The 25,634-nt window shown below is 74.1% G+C and carries 25 protein-coding genes and 1 pseudogene; 8 read left to right on the top strand and 18 right to left on the bottom strand.

Translation table 11 applies throughout. The features are described from left to right. Positions 1–1,644 precede the first annotated feature (1,644 nt). The 17 genes from CPE01_RS15510 to CPE01_RS15430 all read right to left on the bottom strand — a co-directional run bounded on the left by CPE01_RS15510 (position 1,645) and on the right by CPE01_RS15430 (position 16,279). A complete protein-coding gene (locus tag CPE01_RS15510; protein ID WP_146807711.1) occupies positions 1,645–2,823 on the bottom strand; it encodes a flagellar hook protein FlgE in 1,179 nt (392 codons plus the stop codon). A 73-nt stretch (positions 2,824–2,896) separates the two neighbouring features. Further along, positions 2,897–3,337 carry a flagellar hook capping FlgD N-terminal domain-containing protein gene (locus tag CPE01_RS15505; protein WP_146807710.1) on the bottom strand — a complete coding sequence of 147 codons (441 nt, stop codon included), beginning with the start codon at positions 3,335–3,337 and terminating at the stop codon, positions 2,897–2,899. 20 nt (positions 3,338–3,357) lie between these two features. After that, positions 3,358–4,632, bottom strand: coding sequence for a flagellar hook-length control protein FliK (locus CPE01_RS15500; protein ID WP_146807709.1), 1,275 nt, complete (start codon positions 4,630–4,632; stop codon positions 3,358–3,360). Further along, positions 4,629–5,591 carry a C40 family peptidase gene (locus CPE01_RS15495; protein WP_146807708.1) on the bottom strand — a complete coding sequence of 321 codons (963 nt, stop codon included), beginning with the start codon at positions 5,589–5,591 and terminating at the stop codon, positions 4,629–4,631. The genes CPE01_RS15500 and CPE01_RS15495 overlap by 4 nt, the downstream gene beginning before the upstream one ends. Beyond that, positions 5,588–6,031: a flagellar export protein FliJ gene (gene fliJ / locus CPE01_RS15490; RefSeq protein WP_146807707.1), complete on the bottom strand. Its 444-nt coding sequence runs from the start codon at positions 6,029–6,031 to the stop codon at positions 5,588–5,590. The genes CPE01_RS15495 and fliJ overlap by 4 nt, the downstream gene beginning before the upstream one ends. Next, positions 6,028–7,353 carry a FliI/YscN family ATPase gene (locus CPE01_RS15485; RefSeq protein ID WP_146807706.1) on the bottom strand — a complete coding sequence of 442 codons (1,326 nt, stop codon included), beginning with the start codon at positions 7,351–7,353 and terminating at the stop codon, positions 6,028–6,030. The genes fliJ and CPE01_RS15485 overlap by 4 nt, the downstream gene beginning before the upstream one ends. Continuing rightward, positions 7,350–8,000, bottom strand: a complete 651-nt coding sequence (locus tag CPE01_RS15480) for a FliH/SctL family protein (protein WP_146807705.1) — start codon at positions 7,998–8,000, stop codon at positions 7,350–7,352. Before CPE01_RS15480 ends, CPE01_RS15485 begins: the two co-directional genes overlap by 4 nt. Then, positions 7,993–8,997: a flagellar motor switch protein FliG gene (gene fliG, locus CPE01_RS15475; protein WP_146807704.1), complete on the bottom strand. Its 1,005-nt coding sequence runs from the start codon at positions 8,995–8,997 to the stop codon at positions 7,993–7,995. Before fliG ends, CPE01_RS15480 begins: the two co-directional genes overlap by 8 nt. Further along, the gene (gene fliF, locus CPE01_RS15470) at positions 8,997–10,595 is read right to left on the bottom strand and encodes a flagellar basal-body MS-ring/collar protein FliF (protein ID WP_146807703.1); all 1,599 of its coding nucleotides are present in this window, start codon (positions 10,593–10,595) and stop codon (positions 8,997–8,999) included. The genes fliG and fliF overlap by 1 nt, the downstream gene beginning before the upstream one ends. Next, positions 10,595–10,930 carry a flagellar hook-basal body complex protein FliE gene (fliE, locus tag CPE01_RS15465; RefSeq protein ID WP_146807702.1) on the bottom strand — a complete coding sequence of 112 codons (336 nt, stop codon included), beginning with the start codon at positions 10,928–10,930 and terminating at the stop codon, positions 10,595–10,597. The genes fliF and fliE overlap by 1 nt, the downstream gene beginning before the upstream one ends. Continuing rightward, a complete protein-coding gene (locus tag CPE01_RS15460) occupies positions 10,930–11,328 on the bottom strand; it encodes a flagellar basal body rod protein FlgC (protein WP_146807701.1) in 399 nt (132 codons plus the stop codon). Before CPE01_RS15460 ends, fliE begins: the two co-directional genes overlap by 1 nt. Then, the gene (locus CPE01_RS15455) at positions 11,328–11,675 is read right to left on the bottom strand and encodes a flagellar basal body rod protein FlgB (protein WP_146807700.1); all 348 of its coding nucleotides are present in this window, start codon (positions 11,673–11,675) and stop codon (positions 11,328–11,330) included. Before CPE01_RS15455 ends, CPE01_RS15460 begins: the two co-directional genes overlap by 1 nt. A 188-nt stretch (positions 11,676–11,863) precedes the next feature. After that, positions 11,864–12,223, bottom strand: coding sequence for a hypothetical protein (locus CPE01_RS15450; protein WP_146807699.1), 360 nt, complete (start codon positions 12,221–12,223; stop codon positions 11,864–11,866). A gap of 1 nt (position 12,224) precedes the next feature. Continuing rightward, complete coding sequence (locus tag CPE01_RS15445) at positions 12,225–12,644, bottom strand: flagellar export chaperone FliS (protein WP_146807698.1); 420 nt, start codon at positions 12,642–12,644, stop codon at positions 12,225–12,227. Positions 12,645–12,658: 14 nt separating this feature from the next. Then, complete coding sequence (fliD, locus tag CPE01_RS15440) at positions 12,659–14,047, bottom strand: flagellar filament capping protein FliD (protein ID WP_146807697.1); 1,389 nt, start codon at positions 14,045–14,047, stop codon at positions 12,659–12,661. A gap of 122 nt (positions 14,048–14,169) precedes the next feature. Continuing rightward, positions 14,170–15,291: a flagellin N-terminal helical domain-containing protein gene (locus tag CPE01_RS15435; RefSeq protein ID WP_146807696.1), complete on the bottom strand. Its 1,122-nt coding sequence runs from the start codon at positions 15,289–15,291 to the stop codon at positions 14,170–14,172. A gap of 121 nt (positions 15,292–15,412) precedes the next feature. Then, a complete protein-coding gene (locus CPE01_RS15430; RefSeq protein WP_146807695.1) occupies positions 15,413–16,279 on the bottom strand; it encodes a sigma-70 family RNA polymerase sigma factor in 867 nt (288 codons plus the stop codon). Positions 16,280–16,696: 417 nt separating this feature from the next. Between CPE01_RS15430 and flgN the strand changes: the two genes are divergently transcribed. The 8 genes from flgN to CPE01_RS15385 all read left to right on the top strand — a co-directional run bounded on the left by flgN (position 16,697) and on the right by CPE01_RS15385 (position 24,365). Continuing rightward, complete coding sequence (flgN, locus tag CPE01_RS15425) at positions 16,697–17,176, top strand: flagellar export chaperone FlgN (protein WP_146807694.1); 480 nt, start codon at positions 16,697–16,699, stop codon at positions 17,174–17,176. A 54-nt stretch (positions 17,177–17,230) separates the two neighbouring features. Next, positions 17,231–18,664 (top strand): flagellar hook-associated protein FlgK, encoded by a 1,434-nt coding sequence (gene flgK, locus CPE01_RS15420; RefSeq protein WP_146807693.1) that lies wholly within the window; start codon positions 17,231–17,233, stop codon positions 18,662–18,664. 10 nt (positions 18,665–18,674) lie between these two features. Then, a complete protein-coding gene (flgL, locus tag CPE01_RS15415; protein ID WP_146807692.1) occupies positions 18,675–19,553 on the top strand; it encodes a flagellar hook-associated protein FlgL in 879 nt (292 codons plus the stop codon). Then, positions 19,550–19,933: a flagellar assembly protein FliW gene (locus CPE01_RS15410; RefSeq protein ID WP_146807691.1), complete on the top strand. Its 384-nt coding sequence runs from the start codon at positions 19,550–19,552 to the stop codon at positions 19,931–19,933. The genes flgL and CPE01_RS15410 overlap by 4 nt, the downstream gene beginning before the upstream one ends. Positions 19,934–20,106: 173 nt before the next feature. Beyond that, complete coding sequence (locus CPE01_RS15405; RefSeq protein WP_146807690.1) at positions 20,107–21,294, top strand: EAL and HDOD domain-containing protein; 1,188 nt, start codon at positions 20,107–20,109, stop codon at positions 21,292–21,294. A gap of 9 nt (positions 21,295–21,303) precedes the next feature. After that, on the top strand, positions 21,304–21,513 hold the full coding sequence (locus CPE01_RS15400; RefSeq protein WP_246783993.1) for a DUF2530 domain-containing protein: 210 nt from the start codon (positions 21,304–21,306) through the stop codon (positions 21,511–21,513). 156 nt (positions 21,514–21,669) lie between these two features. After that, the gene (locus tag CPE01_RS16860; protein WP_246783992.1) at positions 21,670–23,697 is read left to right on the top strand and encodes an HNH endonuclease signature motif containing protein; all 2,028 of its coding nucleotides are present in this window, start codon (positions 21,670–21,672) and stop codon (positions 23,695–23,697) included. A gap of 119 nt (positions 23,698–23,816) precedes the next feature. Next, positions 23,817–24,365: an arsenate reductase/protein-tyrosine-phosphatase family protein gene (locus tag CPE01_RS15385; RefSeq protein WP_146807689.1), complete on the top strand. Its 549-nt coding sequence runs from the start codon at positions 23,817–23,819 to the stop codon at positions 24,363–24,365. On the opposite strand, the pseudogene CPE01_RS16555 reads toward CPE01_RS15385, so the two are convergent. Continuing rightward, positions 24,355–25,634, bottom strand: a pseudogene (locus CPE01_RS16555) (sacsin N-terminal ATP-binding-like domain-containing protein); the annotation flags it as partial. The gene CPE01_RS15385 and the pseudogene CPE01_RS16555 sit on opposite strands and share 11 nt — an antisense overlap.

Below are 25,634 nucleotides of genomic sequence, written 5' to 3'. Positions count from 1 at the left end.
AAACCGACCTTGATGTTGCCGCTCGTGACGTCGCCCCCTGCCGGGCTCGTCTCCTTCGACTCGCTGCCGGAGTCCGAGCTGCACGCGGTGAGACCGAGCGCGAGCACGGCAATCGCGGCGGCGACGCCTCGGGTTCGACGGGACCTTGTCAGCATGCTCTCTCCTCATTGAGAAACCCCTCCGCGACCAGGCACGACGTCGTGCCAGGCAACGCGGACCGAACGTCCTAGCGCCCAATTGTGAGCGCTCACACGGGACGGTAGCGGGAACCCCGCCCGCGTGGTGGGGTTTCGGTCACCTGGCTCCATTCCCACCGATTCCCACACCCCCACACCGCCCAGACCCCCACAAACCCCCGCCCACCCGCGCCGCCGACCGACCGCCACCGCCCCCACGCGCAGACCAGCACCCCGAGCACGCGAGCACGCGAGACGCCACGCGAACGCACCACTCGCAGCGCGAACACACCACTCGCAGCGCAAGGCACCACTCGCAGCGCAAACGCACCACTCGCAGCGCGAGCGTGATAGCCGAAGCGCGACCGCGGTAGATGGAGCGCGAGCGCGGTGGGTGCCAGGCCGCGCTCGGGTCGCAACTACCGCGCTCGGCACGACGAGCACGACCGCGGGCGCAGGTCCACGAGCGCGAGAGGTCGGACGCGAGCGCGGCCCTTGGAGCGCGAGCGCGGTTGACAGAGCGCGAGCGCGGTCCGCGCAGAGCCGCGTTCGGGGCGTACGTACCGCGCTCGGCACGACGAACCCGAGCGCGGGAGCACGAGCGCGAGCGTGATTGGTCGGTCGCGAGCGCGGTGGTCGGTCGCGAGCGTGATTGGTCGGTCGCGAGCGCGGTGGTCGGTCGCGAGCGCGAGAGCTCCACGACGAGCGCGGCACTGGGAGCGCGAACGCGGTAGACGGAGCGCGAGCGCGGTAGCTGGAGCACGAGCGCGGTCGGCACCAGGCTGCGCTCGGGGCGCATGTACCGCGCTCGGCACGACGAAGACGAGCGTGGGAGCAAGTCCACGAGCGCGAGAGATCGGACGCGAGCGCGGAAGGTCCGATACGCGCGTGCGGCACTGGGCGCGCGAGCGCGGCATATGGAGCGCGAGCGCGGTAGATGGAGCGCGAACGCTGCCGGCGTAAGGCCGCGCTCGGGGCGCATGTACCGCGCTCGGCACGACGACGACGAGCGCCGGAGCGAGTCCGCGCGCGAGAGATCGGACGCGAGCGCGGTCGGTGTCAGGCCGCGCGCGCGGCGCAACGACCGCACTCGGCACGACGAGCACCAGCACGGGAGCAAGGGCGCGAATGCGAAAGGTCGGTCGCGAGCGCGGAGGGTCCGAGGCGAGCGCGGTAGATGGAGCGCGAGCGCGGTCCGTGTCAGGCCGCGCTCGGGGCGCTACTACCGCGCTCGGCACGACGGGCGCGAGCGCGGAGGGTCCGAGGCGAGCGCGGTAGAGGGAGCGCGACCGCGGCCGGTGCGGGCCCGCGCTCGGGGCGGATGGACCGCGCTCGGGTGCGCTGGCGCGCCGGGGCACCGGGGGCGCAGGGGCGTCGGGGCCAGGCCGTAGGGGGCAGTGCGGCGGGGGCGGGGCGGGGGGAGGGTGACGCCCCGGCCGGGTGGGGCGGCCGGGGCGTCACGTCTGGGTCAGCGCTTGAGGTTGACGAGCTCCTGGAGCACCTCGTCGGACGTCGTGATGACGCGCGAGTTCGCCTGGAAGCCACGCTGGGCGACGATCAGGCTGGTGAACTCCGAGGACAGGTCGACGTTCGACATCTCGAGGGCACCGCCCGCGAGCGTGCCGCGCGCGCCGGTGCCGGCCGTGCCGACGGCGGGTTCGCCGGAGTTGACCGTGGTGCGGAACAGCGAGCCGCCGGCCTTCTCCAGACCCGCCGGGTTGGTGAAGCTCGACAGCGCGATGCGACCGATCGCCTGCTTCATGCCGTTGGAGAACGAGCCCATGATCGTGCCGTCGGCGCCGAGCGTGAACGACTGCAGCGTGCCGGCGGCCTGGCCGTCCTGCGAGTCGGCCTTGATGGTGTCGAGGCCGGCGAAGCCGGTCACGGTGGACAGGTCCACGGCCACGCCGCCGACGGTCAGGCTCGTCGGGGACGTGAGCGCACCCGCGGCGTCGAAGACCATCGCGGTCGACGCGACGGTCGCGGCGCCGTCGGTGGCCTCGACGGCCCAGCCGGTCGCCGACTTGGTGAACGTCAGGTCCAGCGTGCGGGCGGTGCCGGTCGTGTCGTAGACCTCGATCGTGCGGTGCAGCACCGTGCCGTCCGCGGCGGCGGAGTCGAGGTTGCCGCGGTACGTGGCGCTCGTGGATGCCACGGCCGGCATGACGGTCCCGGCGGGGACGGACAGGTCGGTGACAGGGCCGGTCGTGTCGATGACGCCGTTGACGGCCATCCAGCCCTGCACGAGCGCACCCTCGCCGGGCAGGACCATCTGGCCGGTCGAGTCGAAGTCGAACGAGCCGGCACGCGTGTAGTACGTCTCGGCACCCTTGCGGACGACGAAGAAGCCGTCGCCCTGGATCATCATGTCGGTGCTGCGGCCCGTCATCTGCGACGCGCCCTGCGTGAAGTTGGTGGTCACGCCGGCCACGCGCACGCCCAGGCCGATCTGCGCGGGGTTGGTGCCACCCACGCCGTCCTGCGCGCCGCCCGCACCGGTCAGGAGCTGGCTGAGCGTGTCCTGGAACACGACCTGCGACGACTTGAAGCCGGTCGTGTTGACGTTGGCGATGTTGTTGCCGGTGACGTCGAGCATCGTCTGGTGGCTGCGCAGGCCGCTGATGCCGGCGAAGAGCGAGCGGAGCATGGCGGTTTCCCTTCGGTGCCGCGCCGGTCGGCGCGGGAGGTGTGTGGTGAGGCGGGTGCGGCGCGGGGCCGGGTCAGGACTCGTCTTCGGCTGACGTGCCCGTGCGTGTCACGGAGGCGACCTGGTCGAGCGGGATCTTCTGGTCGCCGACCGTGACGACCGGGACCGAGCCCGCGTAGTCGACGGCGTCGACGACGCCCGAGTGCGTGACTCCCTCGCCGTCCGTCCACGAGACGGTCTGGCCGACGAGCGAGGCGGCAGCGACGCGCATCTGCAGCGCGAACGCCTCACGCGACGTGTCGGTCAGCGTGGTGAGCTGCTCCATCGTCGCGAGCTGGGTGGTCTGCGCCATGAGCTGCGAGGAGTCCATGGGTGCGGACGGGTCCTGGTTGCGCAGCTGCGCGACGAGCAGGTTGAGGAACGCCTGCTGGTCGAGCGTGCCGCCGGCGGTCGAGGCGATGCCCGACGTCGCGGTGCTCGTCGCGCCCGTAGCGTACGAGGTGTCGATGCTCATGCGTGGTCCCTGTCTGGTCGTCAGACGACGAGGTCGAGGTGGCGGCTGCGGGTGGACGCGTCGGGCGTCGCATCAGGTCCGGTGGGACGACGCGGGTCCGGCGCGACGGCTGGTCGCGCGTCACCCGGTCGGCTCGCCCGCTCGTCGCGCGCGTCCTGGGCCGAGCCGCCGTCGGACGACGCCTCGAACGCGGCACCGGAGCCGCGCCGCCCGTCGGAGCCGACGTCGACCTGGACCCCCGCGGCCGCGAGGTCGCGGCGCAGGTCGCCGAGCGCGCCCTGCAGGGCCTGGCGCGAGGCCTCCCCCGCGCCGACGAGCTCGACGCGGACGGAGTCGGCGCCGATGTGCGCGACGATCCGCACCGGCCCGAGGTGCACCGGGTCGACGGGCACTGACAGCACGTGCGTGCCGCGCTGCAGCCCGCCGAGGCTCGCCAGGCGCGCCCCGAGCTGCTCGGCGAGCGGCACGGCCGTCGTCGCGGCGGGTGTGTGGGCCGGCGCGGGCGCCGGGGCGGGTGCGCTCGGGGCGGGGCCGGCGGTCGGGGCCGTCGGCGCCACCGCGGCGGGGACGACCGGCACGTCGACCGGGGTGACGCTCGGCTGCGGGACGGGCGTCGTGCCCGGCGCGGCAGGGGCCGCCTGCTGGGTGCGTGCGGTCGCGGCGGACGTGTGCGGCGCGGCCGACGACGAGGCCGCGGGGGCGGCCGCGCGGGCGCCGGGGCGCTCGAGCACCGGGGCGCTCGGCTCGACGGCCTCGTCGGCCGGCGTCCCCGCGGGCGCGTCCGGGCCGTCGACGACGGGGCGCGTCGCCGCGGCACGGGCGTCCACGACCGGCGCAGCGCCCTCGACCTCGGCGTCGGTCGACGCAGCGATCGGGGCCTGCGGGGACGCACCGGCCGTCGCGGTGGTGCTCGTCGCGGTCCGTGCGGCCGCGACCGGCGCCTCGGTGCCCGCGTCGCCCTCGGCGGACTCGGCAGGCTCGGCCGTCGCGACGGCGAGTGCGGCCACGGTCCAGGCGGACGCCTCGGCCGGGGTCGTCGGGGTGGACTGGTCGGACGCGACCGGGGTCGCGGCGGCGTCGGGCGTCTCGGCCGCGGCCTGCTCGGTCGGGGCGGTGTCCCGCTCGGTGGGCTCGTCGCGGCGGGTGGTCGCGTCCACCGACGAGCGGTCGAGCGCGCGGTCGGCGCCCTCGAGGGCCCGCGCGAAGTCGCCGTCGCTGCCGGTCGGGCGCGCGGCGCGGGCGGCGGGCGCGGCCGCGGCGGGCGGCACGGAGGTCGGGGTCACGGTCGTGGTCATGCGGCGGCACCACCCGTCAGGGCTGCGAGCAGGAGCTGGGGATCGAGGCCGGACCCGGCCGTGAACGGCGAGCCGATGGGGCTCGTCGTGGACAGGCCGAGCGAGCCGATGGGGCTCGTCGTGGACATGCCGAGCGAGCCGGTCGGGCTCGTCGTGGACGTGCCGAGCGAGCTGAGCAGCACCTGCCAGGCGGCCTGCGACGCGGACGTCGCGTCGGCCGTCGAGGTGCCGCCCAGAAGCCCGGCGAGCGAGGCGAGGCCGGCACCCGTGCCGGCGAGCGCGCCCGACGAGAACGTGCCCGACGAGACCGTGCCGGACGAGAGCGCGCCCGACGCGAGGCCGATCCGGGCCAGGTCCAGCCCGGTGACCGGTGCGCTCGTCGCGGTCGCCGACTCCTGCGGGAGGATCCGGCGGATGTTCGTCGGCTCGGCCCACACGTCGCGCACGCCGACCGTGCCGCCCGGCTTCGGGGCGTCGATCATCGTGCCGTCGCCCACGTAGATCGCGATGTGCGTACCGCCGCCGAAGATCAGCAGGTCGCCCGGCAGCGCCTCGTCGAGCGAACCGACCTTCTCGCCGAGCGTCTGCTGCTGGCGGGCCACGCGCGGGATGCCGTCCCCGATGCCGAGGTCGGTGAGCGAGCGCAGCACCAGCCCGGAGCAGTCGAGCCCGCCCTCGGAGAGCGACTCGCCACCCCACACGTACGGCGTGCCCGTGTAGCGCTTGGCGGCCTCGATGAGGTCCTGCGCGCTCACGCCCGAGCCGGGCGCGATGTTCGCCGTGACACCGCCGTCGTCCTGCTGGGCGGCGGGCAGCGCCGGGGTCAGCGCGAGGCCCGCCGACGACAGCGCGGCGGCGAAGTCCAGCTCGGACGGCGCGACCGTCGAGGTCGCGGGCCGCGGCGCGACGAGCTGCTCCAGCTCCGCGATCCGCGCCTGCACTGCGGCGATCCCGGTCATGCGCCACCTCCCGGTGTCCTGGTGGTCTCGGTCGTCAGCCGCGAGGCCACCTCGTCGAGCGTGACCTGCTCGGCGTGGGCCTCGAGCGCACGCTCGGTCTCGTCGTGACGCTCCGCGAGGCGGTCGATGGCACGCACCTCGCGCCGCGCGTGCGACCAGAGCTGCGCCTGCTCGGCGACGTGCTGCTCGGCGAGCGCGACGTCGTTCTCGGCCTCCTGCAGGAGCAGCGCGAGCGACGAGCGGCTCGCGACCGCCGCGATCCACGCGAGCCGGTCCGTGCCCTCCGGCAAGGTCGAGCCGGCGAGCGCCTCACGCGTGGCGCGCTGCCGGTCGCGCACGGCCTGCTCGGCGCGCCGTGCGGCGGCGAGCTCGGACGCGGCGCGCTCCTCGGCGCGCTCACGCACCCGCAGCAGCCCCGCGAGAGGGAACGCGCGGCTCATGACGCGTCACCCAACGTCTGCACGAGCGCCGCGAGGTGCGCCCACGAGCTCGCGGCGGGCGCGGCCTCGGCCATGCCCTGCCGCAGGAACGCGTCGATCTGCGCGCCGTGCGCGACGGCCGCGTCGACCAGCGGGTTCGAGCCGGTGACATACGCGCCGACGTCGAGCAGGTCCTGCGCGGAGCGGCGCGCGGCCATGACCGAGCGCAGCCGCTGCGCGAGCGCGCGCTGCTCGTCGGACGTCACGCGGGACGCGACACGGCTGATCGAGCCGAGCGCGTCGACGCTCGGGAAGTGGCCGGCGACGGCGAGCTTGCGGTCGAGCACCACGTGGCCGTCGAGGATCGAGCGTGCGGCGTCCGCGATCGGCTCGTTGTGGTCGTCGCCGTCGACGAGGACGGTGTACAGGCCCGTGACGGAGCCGCGCGCCCCGGTGCCGGCGCGCTCGAGGAGCTGCGCGAGCAGCGAGAACGTGCTCGGCGGGTAACCACGGGTCGCGGGCGGCTCGCCCACGGAGAGACCGATCTCGCGCTGCGCCATGGCGACACGCGTGAGGGAGTCCATCATCAGGACCGCGTGGCGTCCCTCGTCGCGCAGGTGCTCGGCGATGCGGGTCGCGACGAACGCCGACCGCATGCGGACCATGGGCGGCTCGTCGGACGTCGCGACGACCACGACGGAACGCGCCAGGCCCTCGGGCCCGAGGTCGTCCTCGAGGAACTCGCGCACCTCGCGGCCGCGCTCGCCGACGAGCGCGATGACCGAGACCTCGGCCTCGGTGCCGCGCGCGATCATCGACAGCAGGCTCGACTTGCCGACGCCCGAGCCGGCGAACAGGCCCAGACGCTGACCGCGTCCCGCGGTGACGAGCGTGTCCAGCACGCGCACGCCCAGATCGAGCGGCGTGTCGACGCGCGAGCGCTCGAGCGGGTGCGGCGCGGAGCCGTCGACAGGGACCCAGGCCTGCGCACGCAGCGGGCCGCGGCCGTCGATGGGGCGGCCGAGCCCGTCCAGCACGCGGCCGAGCAGGCCCGGGCCGACCGGCACGCGCAGCGAGCCCGCGGGGCGCACGTGCGTGCCGACGCGCAGCCCGTGCGTCGTGCCGAGGGGCATGCACCGCGCGACGCCCTCGGTGGTCGCGACGACCTCGGCGAGCACGTTGTCCGGTCCCTCGCCGACGCGCACGAGGTCGCCGACGGCGCTGCGCGTCCCGACGACCTCGAGCGTGAGCCCGACGACGGTGCGCAGCACCCCCACCGGCTGCGGGCGTGCCGCGGCGACGACCTCGGGCGCCAGGACGCGCCGCGTCGCGAGCGCGGTCATGCGTGGTCCTCGGCGGGCGCGGCGCCCGCGCCGGAGCCGGCTCGGGACGACGGGTCGGCGACGCGCGCGAGCTCGTCGCGCGCACGGTCGAGCGCCGAGCGGATGCGCGCGTCGACGTGGCCGTCGGCGTGGTGCGCGAGCGCGTCACCGCGCTGCAGCGCGGGGTCGGCCTCGAGCTGCAGGCCCTCGGGGACGGCGCCGTCGCGCAGGAGCGTCGCGGCGTCGGCCGGGTGCAGGCGCACCGTGACCGGGCCGGGGCCGGGCTCGCTCGCGAGCACACGGGCCAGGATGCTGCGGGCCGACGTCTCGTCGTCGGCCAGCTCGACGCCGAGCACCGCCTCGGCGAGCTCGAGGGCGGCGGCGTGCACCGTCGCGGTCGACTCGGCGAGCACGGGAGCCGTGAGCGCCCGCACGGCCTGCGCGGCCGACGCGAGGACCGTGAGTGCCCGCTGGGCGGCCTCGCGCTGCTGCACCGCGGCGGCCGCGGCCTCGGCGGCGACGCGCTCGGCGGTGGCCGCGGCGTCGACCGCGGCACGGCGCGCACCGGCGGCGTACCCGGCCGCGAACCCTTCGGCACGCGCGACGGCGTGCGCGTGGTCGATCGAGGCGTTCGACGTCAGCGGCTGCAGCGTGAGGGCGTCAGGCAACGTACTCGTCCTCCCCGTCGCGGCGGATGACGATCTGCCCGCTCTCCTCGAGACGGCGGATGGACTGGACGATCGTCGCGCGCGCCTCCTCGACCTGCGACAGGCGGACCGGGCCGAGCAGGTCGATCTCCTCGAGGAGGTTCTCGCGCGCACGCTCGGACAGGTTGCGCAGCACGGTGTCGCGCACGTCGTCGGAGACGCCCTTGAGGGCCAGCGACAGGTCCGAGTTCTCGACCTGGCGCAGCACCATCTGCATGGCGCGGTCCTCGAGCAGGACGACGTCGTTGAAGACGAACGTCCGGCCGCGGACCTCCTCGGCGAGCTCCTCGTCGCGCTCGGCGAGGCCCTCGAGGATCGCCTTCTCCGTGGTCGGGTCGGCGCGGTTGATGATCTCGACGAGCGGCTGGACACCCCCGACGGCCGCGAGCTCACGCGGCGTCAGCACGGCCGAGGCCTTGCGCTGCAGCTGCTCGGCGACGACCTGCACGACGTCCGGCGACGCGCGCTCCATGAGCGCGATGCGGTGCGCGACCTCGCCCTGCAGCGTCGGCTCGAGGCCCGCGAGGATCGCGGACGCGTGGTCGGGACGCAGGTGCGCGAGCACCAGCGCGATCGCCTGCGGGTGCTCGGCCGACAGCAGCGAGATCACCTGACGCGCGTCGGCCTGCTGCAGGAACTCGAACGGCTGGCCGGCCAGGTGCACCTGCAGGCGCTCGATCACGGCCGCGGCGGCCTCGGGGCCGAGCGACGCCTCGAGCAGCTGCTGGGCGAACTGGAGCCCGCCGCCGAGCGCGGGGCCGGCGATCGAGACGTCGTAGAACTCCTCGAGCACTGCGTCCGCGAGCTCCGGGTCGACCCGGTCGAGACGCAGGATCTGCGCGCTGAGCTCCTCGATCTCCGCGACGTCCATCGTGGCCATGACGCGCGACGCGCGCTCGCGACCGAGCTGGAGCAGCAGGAGGGCGGCCTTCTGCGGGCCGGGCAGCAGGACGGTCATCAGCGCCGCCCGCTCGGGGTGGCGAGCCAGCCGCGCAGCAGCTCGGCGACCTCCTCGGGCTGCTCGTCGGCCAGCGCCGTGATCTCGGCGCGCTTGACGGCGACCGGGTCGGGCGTGGTCGGCTGCGGCGTCGGCGGGAGCACGGGCAGGTCGTCGATGTCGAGCCCCTCGAGCTCGGCGGCGGCGCCGCCACCCGGGGTGTCGAGCATGGGCAGCATGCCGAGGTCGACGGCCTCACGTCGCGCGCGGCGCGAGCGGCGCGTGAGCATGACGACCACGACGATCAGCGCGATCACGACGAGGCCCGCGATGGCGGCCTGCTTGATGAGCGCGTTCTGCGCCTCGGCCTTGGCCTCGGCGTCCGCCTTCTCGATCGCGGTCGCAGCGGCCTCGGCCGCGCTCGTGTCGAACGCCGCCGACTGCAGCGCGAGCGTGTCCCCGCGCTCGGTGTCGATGCCCGCGGCCGCGGCGATCGTCGCCTGGAGGTCGGTCAGGTTGAGGCGCGCGGCCGCGGCGGAGTCGATGACCACCGCGACGGACTGCCGTTCGACCGAACCGGGCGCCGCGGTGACGACCTCCGTGGTCTTGTTCACGGCGTTCTGGAGGTCCTCGGTCGTCGAGCTGTACGTGCCGCCCTCCTGGGTGGTGACCGGAGGCGTCGTGCCGTCGTCGCCGAGCACGCCTGTGGGCGTCGTGCCCGTGCCGGTGTACTCCTCGGAGGTGCGCGACGACGTGAGCGGCGGGGTGTCCGGGGTCGCGCCGAACGTCTCGGTGGTGCGCTGGCTCTCGTCGAAGTTCAGGGTCGCCGTCACCGTGACGGCGGAGTTGCCGACGCCGACGACGCGGTCGAGCAGCGCCTGGACCGACGAGCGCACGCGCTCCTCGAAGTCGCTGGCCTCGCCGCTCGTGCGGCCCGTGGTGCCCACGCCGACAGCCGACAGCACCTGGCCGGACGCGTCGATCAGCGCGACGTCGGTCGGCTGCATGTCCGGGATGCCGGCGGAGACGAGGTGCGTGATCGCCTCGATCTGGTCGTTGGTGAGCGACTTGCCGGCACGCGTCCGGACGAACACCGACGCGGTCGGCTCGCCCGTGGTCTCGGTGAAGACCGTCTCCTCGGGCATCGCCAGGCGCACGGTGGCGCTGTCGACGCCGTCCATCGCGCCGATGGTGCGAGCGAGCTCGCCCTCGAGGGCGCGCTGGTAGGTCTTCTCCTGCTGGAACTCGCTCGAGGTCATCGGCATGTCGTCGAGCAGCGAGTAGCCGGCGCCGTCGGAGTTCTCCGGGATGCCCGCCGCGGCGAGCCGGATGCGCTGGGTGTAGATCTGCTGCGCCGGGACCATGACGGTCGAGCCGCCGTCGGCCAGCTCGTACGCGACGCCCTGCGCGTCGAGCTCGTCGACGACCGCGGCCGCGTCCGCGCCGGACAGGCTCGTGAACAGCGGGCTCATCGCGGGCTTCGACAGCCACGAGGTGAGCGCGACCGCACCCAGCACGAGCACGGCGATGCCGATGAGCGCGAGCGTCCGCTGCGCGAGCGAGAACTCCTTGACCGCCCCCGTGAGCTTGTCGAGGGCGGACTTCACCTGCGCCGGCATCAGGCCTGCATCCTCATGATCTCGTTGAACGCGTCGACGGCCTTGTTGCGCACGGCCGCGGTCAGCTCGAGCGCGAGCGAGGACTCGGCCGCGGCGATCGTGTAGTCGTGCACGTTCTCGAGGTCACCGGTGACGGCCGCGACCGACAGGTCGGCGGACTTGGCCTGCATGGCCTGCAGCGTGTCGATCGAGCTGAGCACGGACGCGAACTGCGTGCCGGAGGCAGCCGACGCGGCGGAGGCGGCGCCCTGCAGACCACCGGCGGCGAGGGTCGGGGCGACCGCCGTGACGGCGGTCGGCGCGACGGCGCCGACGGGCGCGACGGGGATGGGCATCAGGGACGTCCGATCTGGAGTGCGGCGGTGTAGGTCTCCTTGGCGCGGTCGACCACGGCGGCGTTCGCCTGGTAGCCGCGCTGCGCCATCACGAGCTGAGCCATCTGGCTCGCCATGTCGATGTCGGGGTAGCGCACGTAGCCGTTCTCGTCGGCGAGCGGGTGCGCGGGCTCGAACACGAGCTTGCCCTCGGCCGAGCCGAACGCGGCACCGACGACGCGTGCGCCGCCGGCGGCACCGGGTGTCTCCTGCGCGATGACGTAGCGCGCGCGGAACGCGGCCTCGTCGGTCGAGGTGACGGTCGAGAGGTTCGACAGGTTGTCGGACACGGCGTCGAGCCACGTGCGGTGCACGGTCAGGCCGGACTGCGCGATGCCGATCGCTCCGAAGATGCTCATCAGGAGGTCCTCATCGCTGCGCGGACGGACGAGTACTGGCCGCTGACGGCCTGCGTCGCGAGCTGGAAGCGCAGGTTCGTCTCGACGTTCAGCGTGGTCTGCTCGTCGAGGTTGACGTTGTTGCCGTTGAGCTGCGTGGGGTCGGACGAGCGCCGCACCGTGGTGTCGGCGACGCCGGACCCGGCGCGGACCGCGCGCGCGAGCGCGGACTCGAACTCGACGACCTGGGCGTGGTAGCCCGGCGTCTGGAGGTTCGCGACGTTGTCGGCGATCGCACGCTGACGCAGCGCGAGCGCGTCGAGGGCGGTGTTGACCGCGGTGTAGCTCACAGAGTCGAGAAGGCCCACAGGGTTCGCCTCATCCACGAGTGGCGGGGGCGGCCATCCGTGGCCTGCGGAGTGAGCAGTCCGTGCTCACTGTGGCCCATCGGAGGGCTGACGGCGTTCGTGAGCAGTTCTGCGCGTGCGGTTCGGCTCTCACCCGTTCGGCGCAGGTCGAGCGCAGGTCGGGCGCGGACCAGCCGCGGCCGACGCGATCAGCCCTGGGCGTCCAGGTACACCGGGACGGCCTCGGGACGCGCCCGCAGCGCGCGGGCGGTGGCCATCTGGCGACGCGAGGCCGCCGCGGCCAGTGCGAGCTGACCGGCCACCTCGAGCTGACGCTCGAGCACGGACTGCGCGCGCGTGAGCAGCGGGGCGGGCAGCGGGCCGAGGTCGGCCGGCGGGTGCCACGACGCGACCTGCGCGACCTCGGTCACGTCCGGCAGGTGCGCCACGCGCAGCAGTGCCTCCGCCACCTCGAGGTCGACCTCGAACTCGGCGAGCGCCGCCTCCCAGCGCGCCTGCCAGCACCCCTCGTCGTCGGACGAGGCGGGGCGGGCGCCGGGCGCGGTCATGTCAGCCGATCCCCAGCAGGCCGGCGCCCGTCGGAGCGGCGGCGACCGCGGGACCTGCGGCGAGGGCTGCGGCCTCGTGCCACGTGGACGTCAGCGACGCGATGAGCTCACGGCAGTCGCCGAGCATGTCGACGTCGCTGTTGCGGGAGGCGTCGACGAGCGAGGAGTACAGGAACGCGTAGACCGACATGAGCGCCGGTCCGCCGTCCCACACCGCGACGTCGAGGCTCGCCATGAGCTCGGCGACGATGTCCTGCGCGTGCTGCACGAGGGTGCGCGCCTCGAGCGTCTCGCCGCGCTCGAACGCGGCACTCGCGCGGTCCACGTCGAGCAGCAGACGGTCGAAGAGCATCGTGACGAGCGCGGAGGGCGTCGCGGTCTCGACCGCGGCGGTGACGTAGCTCGCTCGTGCTGAGTACATGGCTTCTCCCCGGGTCACTTCGACGTGGACGACGCCGTGAGGGCTGCGATCTGGCTGCTGAGGTAGCTGGACTGGGACTGCAGGCTGGACAGCGAGGTCTCGAGCGCGGCGTACACGCGCACGAGGGACTCGCGACGAGCCGCGAGACGGTCGTCCCAGTCGGCGATCCGCTGGCCGAGGTCCTTGACCAGCTCCTGCTGCGACTCGATCGTCAGCGTGAGGCTGCCCGTGGCGGGCGCCGAGGCCGCCGTCGCGGTGCCGGCGAGCCGCTCGGCGACCGTCGAGACGATCTTCTGGACCTTGGCCGGGTCGGCGGCGAGCGCGGCGTCGAACTTCTCGGCGTCGAACGTGAAGGTGCCGTCCCGGCCCAGCACGATGCCGACGTCGGACGGCGAGACGCCGTCGACGGGGGCGGACGCCTGCGCGAGCAGGTTCTGCTGCAGCGTGCGGATCGTCGAGTTGCCCGAGAACAGGCCGCCCTTGACGACGGAGCCGCCGTCGGAGGCCGTCGTGGTGGTCGACGCAGTGCGCGAGGTGATGTCACCCAGGATCGCCCCGAGGTTCGACACCAGGCCGGACGCGAGTGCGCGCAGCGCGGTCTTGTCCGAGGTGACGGTCAGGGTCACGTCGGACGCGTCGGGTGCGGTCACGGCGCTCACCGTGACGTCGATGCCCGACATCAGGCCGGTGAACGTGTTGCTCGCGGACGTCAGCGTCTGCTCGGCGGGCGTGCCGGCGAAGAGGGTGATCGAGGCGTCGGACGCGCCGCGGATCTGCTCGAGCGCGACCGGCGCGGTGCCGTCGGTCGCCGAGCGCGTCACGGTGAACGCGTTGGCCGCACCCGTCTCGGTGCCCGTGAGCTGCACGCGGTACGTCGTGCCGCCCGTCGGGTTCCCGTCACCGTCGAGCTCGGGGACCTTGATCGCGGTCGCGCGCACCCCCGAGCCGGAGGCGTTGAACGCGTCGACGATGTCGGCGACCGACGTGCTCGCCGCCGTGACGCTCGTCGTCTCGCCGTTGCGCGTGAGGGTGAAGGTCGGCGTGCCGGTCCCGTAGTCGGCCGCGGCGGGCAGCGTCAGCAGCGAGGACTGCGAGGCGGCGACGGCGCCGACGCGCAGGTTCAGGGTCCCGGGCTGGGCGCCGTCGGTGGCGCTCGCGGTCACACCGGTGGCGCTCGAGGACGCCGTGACGGCCTGCCAGGACTGCGGCTTGGCGGCCTTGGTCGCGTGCTCGGCGAGCGAGGCGACCTTCGTGTTGAGCGACTGCAGCGCCGTGGAGAGCGAGCTCGCGGTCGACTGCTTCGACTTGAGCAGCGACTGCGTGCCCGCCTGCAGCGTGATGAGGCTGTCGATGAGGGCGGTCGTGTCGAGCCCGCTGACGAGGCCGTCGATCGAGGTCGCCATGGCAGCTCCTGCGCTCCTGAGGTCCGGGGGTGGTGCGGGGGGCATGGTGTTCGGGTGCACGGCCGGCGATGGGGGTGCCGGCCGTGCACCCGAGCTGGGGTCCGGTCAGACGACCGGAGACGTCACTGCAGGAGCTGCAGGACGCTCTGCGGGAGCGACTTGGCCTGCGCCAGCATCGCGGTGCCCGCCTGCGACAGGATCTGCGAGCGCGTGAACTGGACCATCTCCTGGGCCATGTCGGTGTCGCGGATCCGGCTCTCCGACGCGGACAGGTTCTCCACCGCGACGTTGAGGTTGTTGATGGTGTGGTCGAAGCGGTTCTGGACCGCACCGAGCTGCGAACGCGTCTGCGACACCGTGTTGATCGCGGCGTCGATCTTGTCGATCGCGTCCTTGGCGCCACCACCGGTCACCGTGACCGAGGTCGCGGCCGCGTCGAAGACCGCACCGGCGGTCGTGACGGGGCCCGAGAGCTTGACCGTGCCGAACGAGTCCACCTCGGCCGCGAAGTTCGTGCCCGCGAGCGCCGTGGAGAGCGCCGAGTTCAGGAGCTTCTGGTTGGCCTCGGCGTCCGCCGCGGTGCCACCGGCGGCCCAGCCGGTCAGGTCGACCGCGTAGGGGTTGCCGTTGATGACCACGTCGGTGGCCGTCGGCGCCGCGCCGAACAGGTCGACCGTGCCGCGGAACTGCGTCGCGTCACCCGTGACGTCGATCGCCGACAGGCCGAGGCCCGCGGTGCTCATCGAGGCCGCCGTGAGGTCCACGGAGATCTTGTCGGCGCCGGCCGTGTTGGCACCGACCTGGAAGGAACCGTTGTAGGTGCCGTCCAGCAGCGTCTTGCCGTTGAACTTCGTGGTGTCCGCGATACGGGTCAGCTCGGTCTTGAGCTGGTCGATCTCGTCCTGGATGTTGCCCTTGGCGGTGGTCGACAGACCACCGTCGTTGGCCGCCTGCACGCCCAGGGTGCGCATGCGCTGCAGGATGGAGTGCGTCTCGGTCAGGGCGCCCTCAGCGGTCTGGACGACCGAGATGCCGTCCTGCGCGTTGCGGACGGCCTGCTTGGTGCCGCCGATCTGGGCGCGCAGGCCCTCGGAGATCGCCAGGCCGGCAGCGTCGTCAGCAGCGCGGTTGATGCGCAGACCGCTCGAGAGCTTCTCGAGCGACTTGCTCAGGTCGTTCTGCGTGGTGGAGAGGTTGCGGTACGAGTTCATCGCCGCGATGTTGTTGTTGATCGAGAGACCCATCGTGAACGTCCTCCTTGAATCGGGTCAGGTCAGCCCTTCCTTGGGCACACCTTCCCGATCGGCCCTCGGGGCCCTTCGGTGAGGATTTCTCGCGACGAGTTTGCGGCGAGCTCTCCAGGCGTCAGACGGATCCCGTGAGCCGGGGCGCGTCGGTGGGCGACGCGGCGGGGGTCGGCACGTAGGACAGGCGCTCGGCAGCCGCGTACTGCGCGCTGCGGGCGGCGATCGAGGCGAAGTACGCCTGCCGGCGCCGCTCGGCCACGCCCTCGGGGCGGCCGGGCGTCGCGACGAGGTCGGGGTCCAGGTGCGTGTTGAGACCGTCACGCAGCAGGCCGAGGGCCTCGGTGCGCAGCTGGGAGATGCGCGACTGCGTCACGCCGAGCTCGTCGGCGAGCTCGGCGACGGACCGGTCCTCGAGGAAGATCCCGCGCACGACGACCTGCAGGCGCTCGGGCAGCGTGTCGACCGCGGAGCGCAGCCAGCGCAGACGCTCGTTCGCGAGGACCACCTGCTCGGGCGTGCGGCCGGAGTCCGCGATCGAGTCGGCGATGCCCGGGCCGTCGCTCGCGTCGATGGACAGGACCCGCCGGGCGGCGTCGCTGCGCGCCTCGTCGACCGTCTCGACGCGCGTCCCCAGCGCGGACGCGAGCTCCTCACGCGTGGGCGGGCGCCCGAACGCAGCGGTCAGCCGCTCGGTGGTGTCGGTGAGCTCCCGGACGCGTGCGCGGGCTCCGCGGCTCGCCCAGTCCATGGAGCGCAGCTCGTCCACCAGCGCCCCGCGGATCCGCAGGGACGCGTAGCGCGCGAACGGCACCCCGGTGGAGGGGTCGTACGAGCGCGCGGCGAGCACGAGGGCGAGGCTCCCGGCGGACGCCAGATCGTCGCGCGAGACCGTCGGCGGCACACGCCGCAGCAGCTCGGACACGGCATATCCGACGAGCGGGAGATTCGCGACGACGAGGGCGTCGACATCGTGGTCCTGGGTCACAGAAATGCTGTTCGGCGTACCCGGCGGGGATCTTGAAGAACAGTTCGACGCGCCGGATGTTTACGCTGCCATCGCGTACGGAACGATTCGGGACAAGCTGCCTCAGCCAAAAGCGCTCCGACCTGCAGAGTGTCCGATGTGTGCCCTGACCTGGGTGGGAACGCCCAGATTCCTGCAGTGTGACGCACCTCACACAGGGTTCGCCTCAGAAACCCCTCTTATGGACGGCTGTCCAGGTCAGAAGGCGGTTTTCCCGGGCATCCATCCCCGTCCCGCAGGTCGATCGCGACACTTCCCCACGAGACAATGTGAACCGACCAGCGCGAGACGTTCAGCAGTCGCCCTCCCCTGCCGATGGGTGCGGGCGAGGACACGCCGAACGGTTCCGACGGCGCAGTTCTCGACGAGGAGGTGAGGATGACCATCGACGCCCTGTCGGAGGTCTTGTGGCACGAGCGCTCGCTGCTGGAGCTGCTCCTGTTCAAGCTCGAGGAGGAGCAGCTGCTCCTGACGAGCGGACGTACCCGCTGGCTCCCGCACGCCACGCGTGAGGTGGAGGCCGTCCTGGAGCAGATCCGCGACGCCGAGCTCGGCCGGTCGGTCGAGGCGAGCGCCGCCTGCGCCGCGCTCGGCCTGCCCGACGGCGCCAGCCTCGCCGACCTGGCGGACGCCGCGCCCGCGCCGTGGGACGACCTGCTGCGCCAGCACCGCACCGCGTTCGCGACCCTCACCGCCGAGATCTCCCAGCTCGCCGACGGCAACCGCGAGCTGCTCGCGATGTCGCACCGCGCGACGCAGGAGACGCTCGCCTCGATGCACGACGTCGCGACGTACGACGGCACCGGTCAGAGCGCCACCCGCGAGTCGGACGCCCTGCTCGTCGACCGCACCCTCTAGACCACCCGCACCGCAACCGAACCGCCGACGACGGCGGACAGGAGGACACCGACCGTGAGCACCTTCTCCGGGCTCGGCACGGCGCTGAGCTCGCTGATCGCGCAGCGGCAGGCGCTTGACGTCGCCGGCCAGAACGTCGCGAACGCGAACACCGTGGGCTACACGCGCCAGCGGGTGACGTTCTCGTCCGTCTCCGCCGTGCAGGTGCCGTCGATGTTCTCCACCAACGACGGCGTCGGCCAGGGCACCCGGATCTCCAGCGTCGACCGGCTCGCCGACGTGTTCCTCGACGCCAAGCTGCGGGTGGCGACCTCGTCGTCGTCCTACCTCACCGCGCGCGCCGAGGCGTTCTCGACGCTCGAGAAGTCGCTCGGCGAGCCCGGCAGCACCGGCCTGTCCACGCAGCTGTCGGACATGTGGGCGGCATGGCAGGAGGTCGGCAACTACCCCGACAAGTCCTCGAGCCGCGCGGTGCTGCTGGAGTCCTCGCGCGCGGTCACGCAGCGGATCGGCACGCTCTACAGCGACGTGCGCACGCAGTGGGCGCAGGCCCGGCAGTCGACCGTCGCGCTCGTCGACGAGGTCAACGGCGCCGCCGAGAGCATCGCCGACCTCAACGGGCGCATCGCCGCCATCACCGCGTCGGGCGCGACCGCGCACGAGCTCGAGGACCAGCGCGACCTGCTCGTGACTCGCCTGTCGTCGCTCGTCGGCGCGGTCGCCGACCGCCGCGAGGACGGCAGCGTCGACGTGCTCGTCGGCGGCAACGCGCTCGTGCGCGGTCCGCGCGTCAACACGCTCAGCGTCGCCGGTGCGACCTCGTTCGACCAGGCCACGGCCACCCCCGGGCAGGCCGTCACGATCGTGTGGACCGACCGGCCCACGCAGGACGTCGCCCTGACCGGCGGCCGCGTGGCCGGGCTGCTCTCCGTGCTCGCGCCGTCCGACGGCACCGGCTCGGGCGGCCCGCTGGCCGACACCGCGGCCCGCCTCGACGCGCTCGCGACCTCGATCGCGGCCCAGGTCAACGCGCTGCACGGTCCCGCGCTGCGCGCCGACGGCACCACCGGCGGCGACTTCTTCACGTTCACCGCGGGTCTGCCGCCGGCGCTGGGCCTCACGGTCCGCCCGACGGACCCGGCCGAGATCGCGGTCGGCGCCGTCGGCGGGGGTGCGCTCGACGGCTCGGTCGCCGACCTCATCGGCAAGCTCGGCACGTCCCCGACCGGCCCCGACACCCAGTGGAGCACGGTGGTCGTCGACCTCGGCGTGCGCGCCGCAGGCGCCGCCTCGCGCGCCAAGGTCGCCGAGGCCGCGCGCACGACCGCCGAGCAGCAGCAGGTCGCGCAGGCCAGTGTGGACACCGACGAGGAGACGGTGAACATGCTCGCGTTCCAGCGCGCGTACGAAGGTGCGGCTCGCGTCCTGACCGCGATCGACGAGATGCTGGACACACTGATCAACCGCACCGGCGTCGTCGGACGATGAGGAGCCTGACATGATCTCGCGCGTCACCCACCACACGGTGCAGCGCTCGACGCTGGCCAACCTGCAGCTCAACCTCAGCAAGATGGCCGAGCTGCAGAACCAGATGTCCAGCGGCAAGAAGGTCAACGTCCCCTCCGACGACCCGGCCGCGGCGTCCGACATGCTCCGGCTGAGCGCCGAGCAGCGGGTCAACTCGCAGTACGCGCGCAACGCGGGCGACGCGGCCTCGTGGCTGCAGACCGTCGACACCGCGATCACCGCGTCGACCGCTGCGCTGCGTCAGGTCCGCGACCTGACCGTGCAGGGCGGCAACGGCGCGCTCGGCCAGGCGTCGCTCAACGCGCTCGCGGACGAGCTCGAGTCGCTCGGCGAGACGCTCCTGTCGAACGCGAACACCTCGTTCGTCGGCCGCTCGGTCTTCGCGGGCACGTCCGACGCGGGCGTCGCGTTCGACGCCTCGTACAGCTGGACGGGCTCGGGCGCCACGGTCGAGCGTCGCCTCAGCAGCACGACGACCGTCCGGGTCGACGGCGACGGCGCGGCCGTCTACGGCACGGGGACCGGCTCGGTGTTCGCGCTCGTCGACCGGATCGTCGCGGACCTGCGCGCCGGCCAGGACCCCACGGCGCACCTCGGCGCGATCGACTCCCGCCTCGAGTCGATGCTCTCCGAGCTCGCGAGCGTCGGTGCCCGGCACAAGAACGTGCTCGCGACCCAGCAGACCCTCATGGCCCAGGACATCGAGACCGGGAGCCGCCTGTCCGAGATCGAGGACATCGACCTCGCGTCGATCATCCTGGACCTCCAGTCGCAGGAGGTGGCCTACAAGGGCGCGCTCGGCGCCACCGCCAAGGTGCTGCAGCCGACGCTGCTGGACTTCCTGCGATGAGCGCGCCCGCGACGGTTCTCGTCGGCGGGGCCGCGCTCCCCGCCGCGCTGCAGATCCCCGACGAGCTGCCGGGCCTTCCCGGACGCTCGTCGTACCGGCTCGAGCCGGTGACCGACGCGGACGGCCTGTTCACGCTGCGGTCCGTCGACGGGCCGCCCACGCGCCTGTACGTCGTCGACCCCGACGTCTACCTGCCCGGGTACGCGCCCGAGCTGCCGGGGGCGGGCGAGCGGCGTGCGCTGGTCGTCGTGCACCCGCCCACGGACGACGAGCCCGCGACGGCCAACCTGCTCGCGCCGATCGTCGTGGACGTCGCGGACGGCACCGCCGCGCAGACCGTCCTCGAGGGGGACTGGCCCCTGCGCGCCCCGCTCGCCTGACGTCACCCCGACGCCGTCCCCTCGACCCCACCTCGACGGTCTCGGCGGCCCGGCACAGCCGGGTCGCGGGACCCTGCCTGCGCGTCCGCAGGTCGTCGTGCCCGAACCCTCACATCGGCGCGTCGCGAGCCGATGAGGAGTTCGGAACTCTCTTCGCAGCCGTAGGAGCCTCGATGCCCGCAGTGGTCCAGCGCCAGGCCCTCGTCCACCCCGACGGGTCGCTGTTCGGCTACGCCGTGCACGCGCGCGTGGACGACTCGGGCCCGCTGATGACGCTCGCCGCCGAGGACCGGCTCGTCAGCGACGCGTACGAGAACGTCGACCTCGCCAAGGTCGTCGGCGACCACGCCGTCGTGCTGCGCGCGACCGGCCCCATGCTGCGCGGCGAGACCACCATCCCGCACGCGCCGCGCAGCCTCGTCGTCGAGGTGCCCGCCACCTGGGTGCACGAGGAGTACGCCGAAGAGGCCCTCGTCGCGATGCGCGAGCTGGGCTTCGGCGTCGCGCTCGGCTCGTTCACCGGGACCATGGCCGAACGTGCGCTGCTCCCGCTCGTCGACCTCGCGAAGGTGGACCTGCGCCGCGAGACCGAGAACCTGCAGGCGCGCGTCGCGCAGCTCAAGGAGGCGGGCGTCTGGGCCGTCGGCGTGCACGCCGACACCCCCGAGCTCGCCGGCCTCGCGCGCGACCTCGAGCTCGAGCTCGTCCAGGCGCCGCTCGTGCGCCGTCAGGAGCCCGGCACCGGCCGCTCGGTGACCGCGGGCGAGGCGCAGCACCTGCAGCTCGTGCGGGTCCTCTCGCAGGAGCTGCCCGACCACCTCGAGGTCGTGCGTGCCGTGAGCGTCGACCCCGAGCTCACCATGCGTGTGCTGCGGACCGTCAACGCGTCCGCCATGGGCCTGCGCCACCACGTCGACTCCGTGTCGCACGCCGTGTCCCTGCTCGGTCCGCACCGCCTCGCCGCACTCGTGTCGTCGGTCGTGCTCGGCAGCGAGCCCGCGTCGGTCGACGTGCTGTGGACCGTCATCACGCGCGGGCTCGCGGTGTGGCGGCTCAGCAACAGCGAGGTCGGGTACACCGTCGGCCTGCTGTCCGGCGTCTGCGCGGCGCTCAAGGCCTCCGTCGAGTCCGTCGTCGAGCGTTCGGGCGTCTCCCCCGACGTCGCCATCGCACTGCACGGCGAGGGCGGCCCGTACGGCCCCGCGCTGCAGGCCGCGCTCGCGCACGAGGCCGACGACGACGACGCGGTGCGTGCGGCCGGCTTCGAGCCCGTGCACGTCGCGCGCGTGTACCTCGACGCGATGCCCGAGGCGCTGAGCTCGGCGTCGCACATGGCCGCCCCGCTCGCGTCGCGGCCGTAGGCTGACCGGGTGCCGATCGCCCAGCGCCCCGTCGCTCCCCCGGTCCAGGTGGACCTCGCCCGCGTGACCGTCGTCGGGAGCGCGCTGTGGGCGGTCGCGCTGGTCGTGTGCGTCGTGCTGGGCGCGACGGGGACCCTCGGCTGGCTGCCCGCCGCGGTGTGCGCCACGGGGCTCGCGCTCGGTGGGCTCGGCTACCTCTGGGCCGTCCGGCACCGCTGACGCCGCGCGGCCCCACCGCTCGTGACCGGGCCGTCGGGGAGGCTCGCAGAGGCGAGCCGAGCGGTGGCCTCGATGCTGGGTCGAGCCGGGTCATGGCCGTCCACAGGCTCGCCCGGACCCTGGTTGCGGTGTCCGATTCCGGCTAGTATCGAACACATGTTCGAGCCTGGTGCGCAGACGAGCGGCGGGGGCGGTGCGCGCCCCGCGCGGCCTCCCGCCGGCGTGCAGGGCGACGAGCGCGCACCCCACGGCACGGTCGGCACGGCGTCCGACGAGCGGCGGCTCGCACCCGGCACCGACGTCCTGCGCGAGCTCGACGAGCTGGCGACCCGCATGCACGCGCTCGCCGCACGGACGGTGCATCACGACGAGGGCGCGCCCTCCTGGAGCGGCGCGACGCGTGCGCGTGTGCTCGGCCTGCTCGACCGGTTCCCCGGCCTGGTGGCCGCGCTGCGCTCCCCCGTGCTCGTCGCGCAGCGTTCGGCGGCTGCGGCGGCGGGCAGCGAGCGCGAGTTCGTCGACCACTGGTCGCGCGCCACCGGTTCCACGCGGTGGCAGGCCGCGCAGGAGGTCGCCGCCGCCCAGGCGCTCGAGCGACTGCCGCAGGTACGTGACGCGGTCGTCGCGGGCGCGATGCGCACGGGACATCTCGACGTGCTCGCGCGCACGCTCGAGGGAGCCAGCCCGAAGGTCGCGGCGACCCTCACCTCGTCGCAGACGCAGGCCGAGGTCGTGGAGCTCGCGCGCGGGACCGACGCGCGTGAGTTCGCCCGGACGGTGGCTGCGCTGGTCGCCGAGGTCGACGCCGACCACCTGGAGACCGAGCGCGAGGCCAGCCGGCGAGCGCGGTTCCTCAGCATGACCCACACGCGGGAGGGGACGTTCCTCAAGGGTCGCCTCGACCCCCTCGCCGGCCAGGTGCTCGCACGCGCTCTCGAGGCGACCGGCCACCGCGAGGACGCGGACCGGACCCACCTGCAGGCACGGGCCGACGCCCTGACCGCGCTCGCTCGGCACGCCCTCACCGGCGGCATGCCAGCGCTCCCGGGCCGTCCGCCGCGTTCCACGGCCCTGTCCCCGTCGGCCGTCGAGCCGGGCACACCGTCCGGGCACGCTCTGGTCGCCGGCGCCGCGCGCAGGGCCGCGGCTGACGTGGTGGGCGGCACCCCGGCCCACGTGGTGGGCGGCGGCTCGGCTGCGCTGTGCGGCGGCGCCGCGTTCGTCGGCGCCCCGGTTGACGACGCTGCGGTCGACGACGCTGCGGTCGACGACGCCGCGGACGTCCGCGTCGACCTCCCGGACGGCGCGCCCAGCGCGCCCGTCGCCCAGGTGTCGTTGCTCGTGCCCGCCGAGACGTGGCACGAGGTACGCCGCCTCCAGCACCATCGACGCCGCGGCAGGACGGCCTCCACGCCGTCGAACCGGTCCGTCGGCGGCCGGGCTCCGGCGGTGCCGGGGCTGGACGAGGGCGGTCTCACGCCACAACCAGAGCCGCCGCCGGATGGCGTGCCACCTGCGCCGCCGGATGGCGTGCCACCTGCGCCGCCGGGCGGCGCGGCACCGGTGCCGCCCGCCGTCACCGACGGGGGGACCGTGCTCTCGCACACCGAGCTCGCGGTCGCCCTGTGCGACTGCTCGATGACGCGCGTCGTGATGAACGCCCAGGGACTGCCGCTCGACGTCGGTCGCGCGAGCCGCTCGTTCACGCCGGCGCAGCGGGTCGCCGTCGTCGCGCGGGACCGCATGTGCGCGTGGAACGGCTGCTCGGCCGTGCCCGCGGTCTGCCAGGTCCACCACGTCGCGTGGTGGCACCGCGACGGCGGGCGCTCGGACCTGTCCAACGCCGTGCTCCTGTGCTCGTTCCACCACCACGAGGTCCACCGTCTCGACCTCGACATCGAACGCCTGGTGCCACCGCCACGCACGGGACCGTCTGCCAGAGCACACCCTGCCGGGGCCGAGCAGCGGACGCTGAGCGGCGTCATCGTCGGGAGCCGCGCGGTCAGCAGCGAGGTGGTCGGCAGCGAGGTGGTCGGCGGCAGGGTGGTCGGCAGCGAGGTGGTCGGGAGCAGTGGGGTCGGGAGCCGGGTGGCTGAGCCGATGCGCTACCGGTTCCGTGACCGCCACGGCCGCGTCCTGAACGCCCCTGCACCCACCGCACCGCCACGGGGTGCCGCCCCCTGACCTCGGCGAGCGACGCGCGCCTGCCCGCACGGCGAGCTGACGGGCGCTCCGAGACGACGGCACCGATGCCGGCCCTGGCGCGTGCGGGCTCGTCGCGCCGGGCAGGCATGATGTGCGGCATGACGACGCGTGTGCTGGTGGTCTGCACCGGGAACATCTGCCGGTCGCCTGCCGTCGAGCGGCTGCTCGCCGCTGGTCTCACGGGCACGGACGTCGAGGTGTCGTCGGCCGGCACGCGCGCGATGCGCGGCGACGCGATGTCGCCGCCCATGGCCGCACTCGTCGGCGCGGCCGGTGCGGTCGCCGACGGGTTCGTCGCGCGTCAGCTCACCTCGGCCCTCGTCCGGGACTCCTCGCTCGTGCTGGCACTGACCCGGCAGCACCGCTCCGCGGTCGTCGAGCTCGAGCCCGCAGCGGTGCGTCGCACCTTCACGCTGCGCGAGCTCGCGCGGCTCGCGGCGGCTGTCGACCCGGAGCGGCTGCCCGACGGCACCGCGGGCGAGCGGCTCCTCGCCCTGATCCCCCTCGCCGCTGCCCAGCGCGCCGCGGCGAGCCCCGGCGACGACGACGTGGTCGACCCCTACGGCGGCCCGCCGTCGCTGTACCAGCGTTCGTTCGACGAGCTCTACGGCCCGACCCGGCAGCTCGTCGAGCTGCTCACCCGGTAGCTGGCGGCCCGCTTGCGTGGTCGGTGCCGTCGGGCCCCTCGAAGCACGCGTCGAGCGCGAGCTCGGCGGCACGGTCCGGGTCCGTGAGCACGAGCTCCAGCAGGTGCCGCATCCCCCACCGACCACTGGTCTGCGCGAGCGCTGCGGCGAGCCCCGCGAGCGTCGTCGCGTGCAGCCGTGGCGCACCCTCGACCTCGTCGACCCACCACTCGACCTGGACGTGGTCCACGCGCAGGTCCTCGTGCTCGCACCACGCCCGCGGCGCACCGGGCAGCACCTCGTGCACCTGGGCCGGGACGGGCACGTCGAGCCCGTCGTCGCGCGTCACGACCCCGGCCGCGAGCTCGGACACGCGCGGCAGGTCGAGGTCACGTGACCTGCGCAGCGCCTCGTCGTGACCGTGCGCGGGGACGAGCGCCGCGACGTCGGTGCGCTGCCACCACATGGGCGTGGGCGCGACGGCCGCGTCGTGCGCCGGCACGACGATGACCCGGCCCGGCCCGATGAGCGCGGGCACCCGCTCCGGCGGCTCGGACGGTGACGCGTGCCGCCACACCGCCGTCGCGGCGCGCACGTCCAGCGCGGTGCCGACCGGCCACGAGTCCAGCAGGTCCGACCACGCGCGCGGCGTCAGGTCTCCCGGTTCGACGACGCCGCCCAGCGCGCGCAGCACCTGGACGTCGAGGTGCGCGACAGCAGCCGGTGCGGCCGGGAGCACCGCGCTGAGCGGCCCGTCCTCGTCGACCGAGAACGGCGCACCCAGCCCCGCCGGCGAGCGCTCCCGCAGCCACCAGGCGGCGTACGAGTCGGCGGTCGCGCCATGGTTGCTGCGCACCGGCTCGAGGAGCGCGCGCCGCAGCTCGGGTTCACCCGCGATGAGCTCGAGCACCTCGGGCCACGCGTCCGTCGCGACCGCGTCGAGGTCCGCGAGCGCCGTGAGGTCGCCCAGGTACGCGCCCTCGCCGAGCTCGTCGGCGAGGTGGTCCAGGTACTCGGGCCACCCGTCGAGCGCCTGCGCGGTGAGCGCACCGGGCGCGTCCTCGTCCTGCACCTCGTCGGTCACGACGTCCGGCACGGTGACCGTCACGAGCACCTCGCGCACACCCGCGGCCACGAGCGTCGCCGTGCCCCACCGGTCCACCTCGTCGGCCGCGACGGCGGTCAGCACGCGCTCGTCGAGCAGCCGGTGCGCGGGCGACCCGGGCAGCACGAGCCCGTCGGCGGGCGCCCGCTCGCCGGTCGCCGCGCCGATCGGCAGGAGCGCGAGCC

Origin of the sequence: Cellulomonas persica, from assembly GCF_007989825.1 — a bacterium.
GTDB classification, from domain to species: domain Bacteria; phylum Actinomycetota; class Actinomycetes; order Actinomycetales; family Cellulomonadaceae; genus Cellulomonas; species Cellulomonas persica.
Note: the sequence above shows the minus strand (reverse complement) of the source record. Positions and strands in the feature narration are given on the sequence as shown.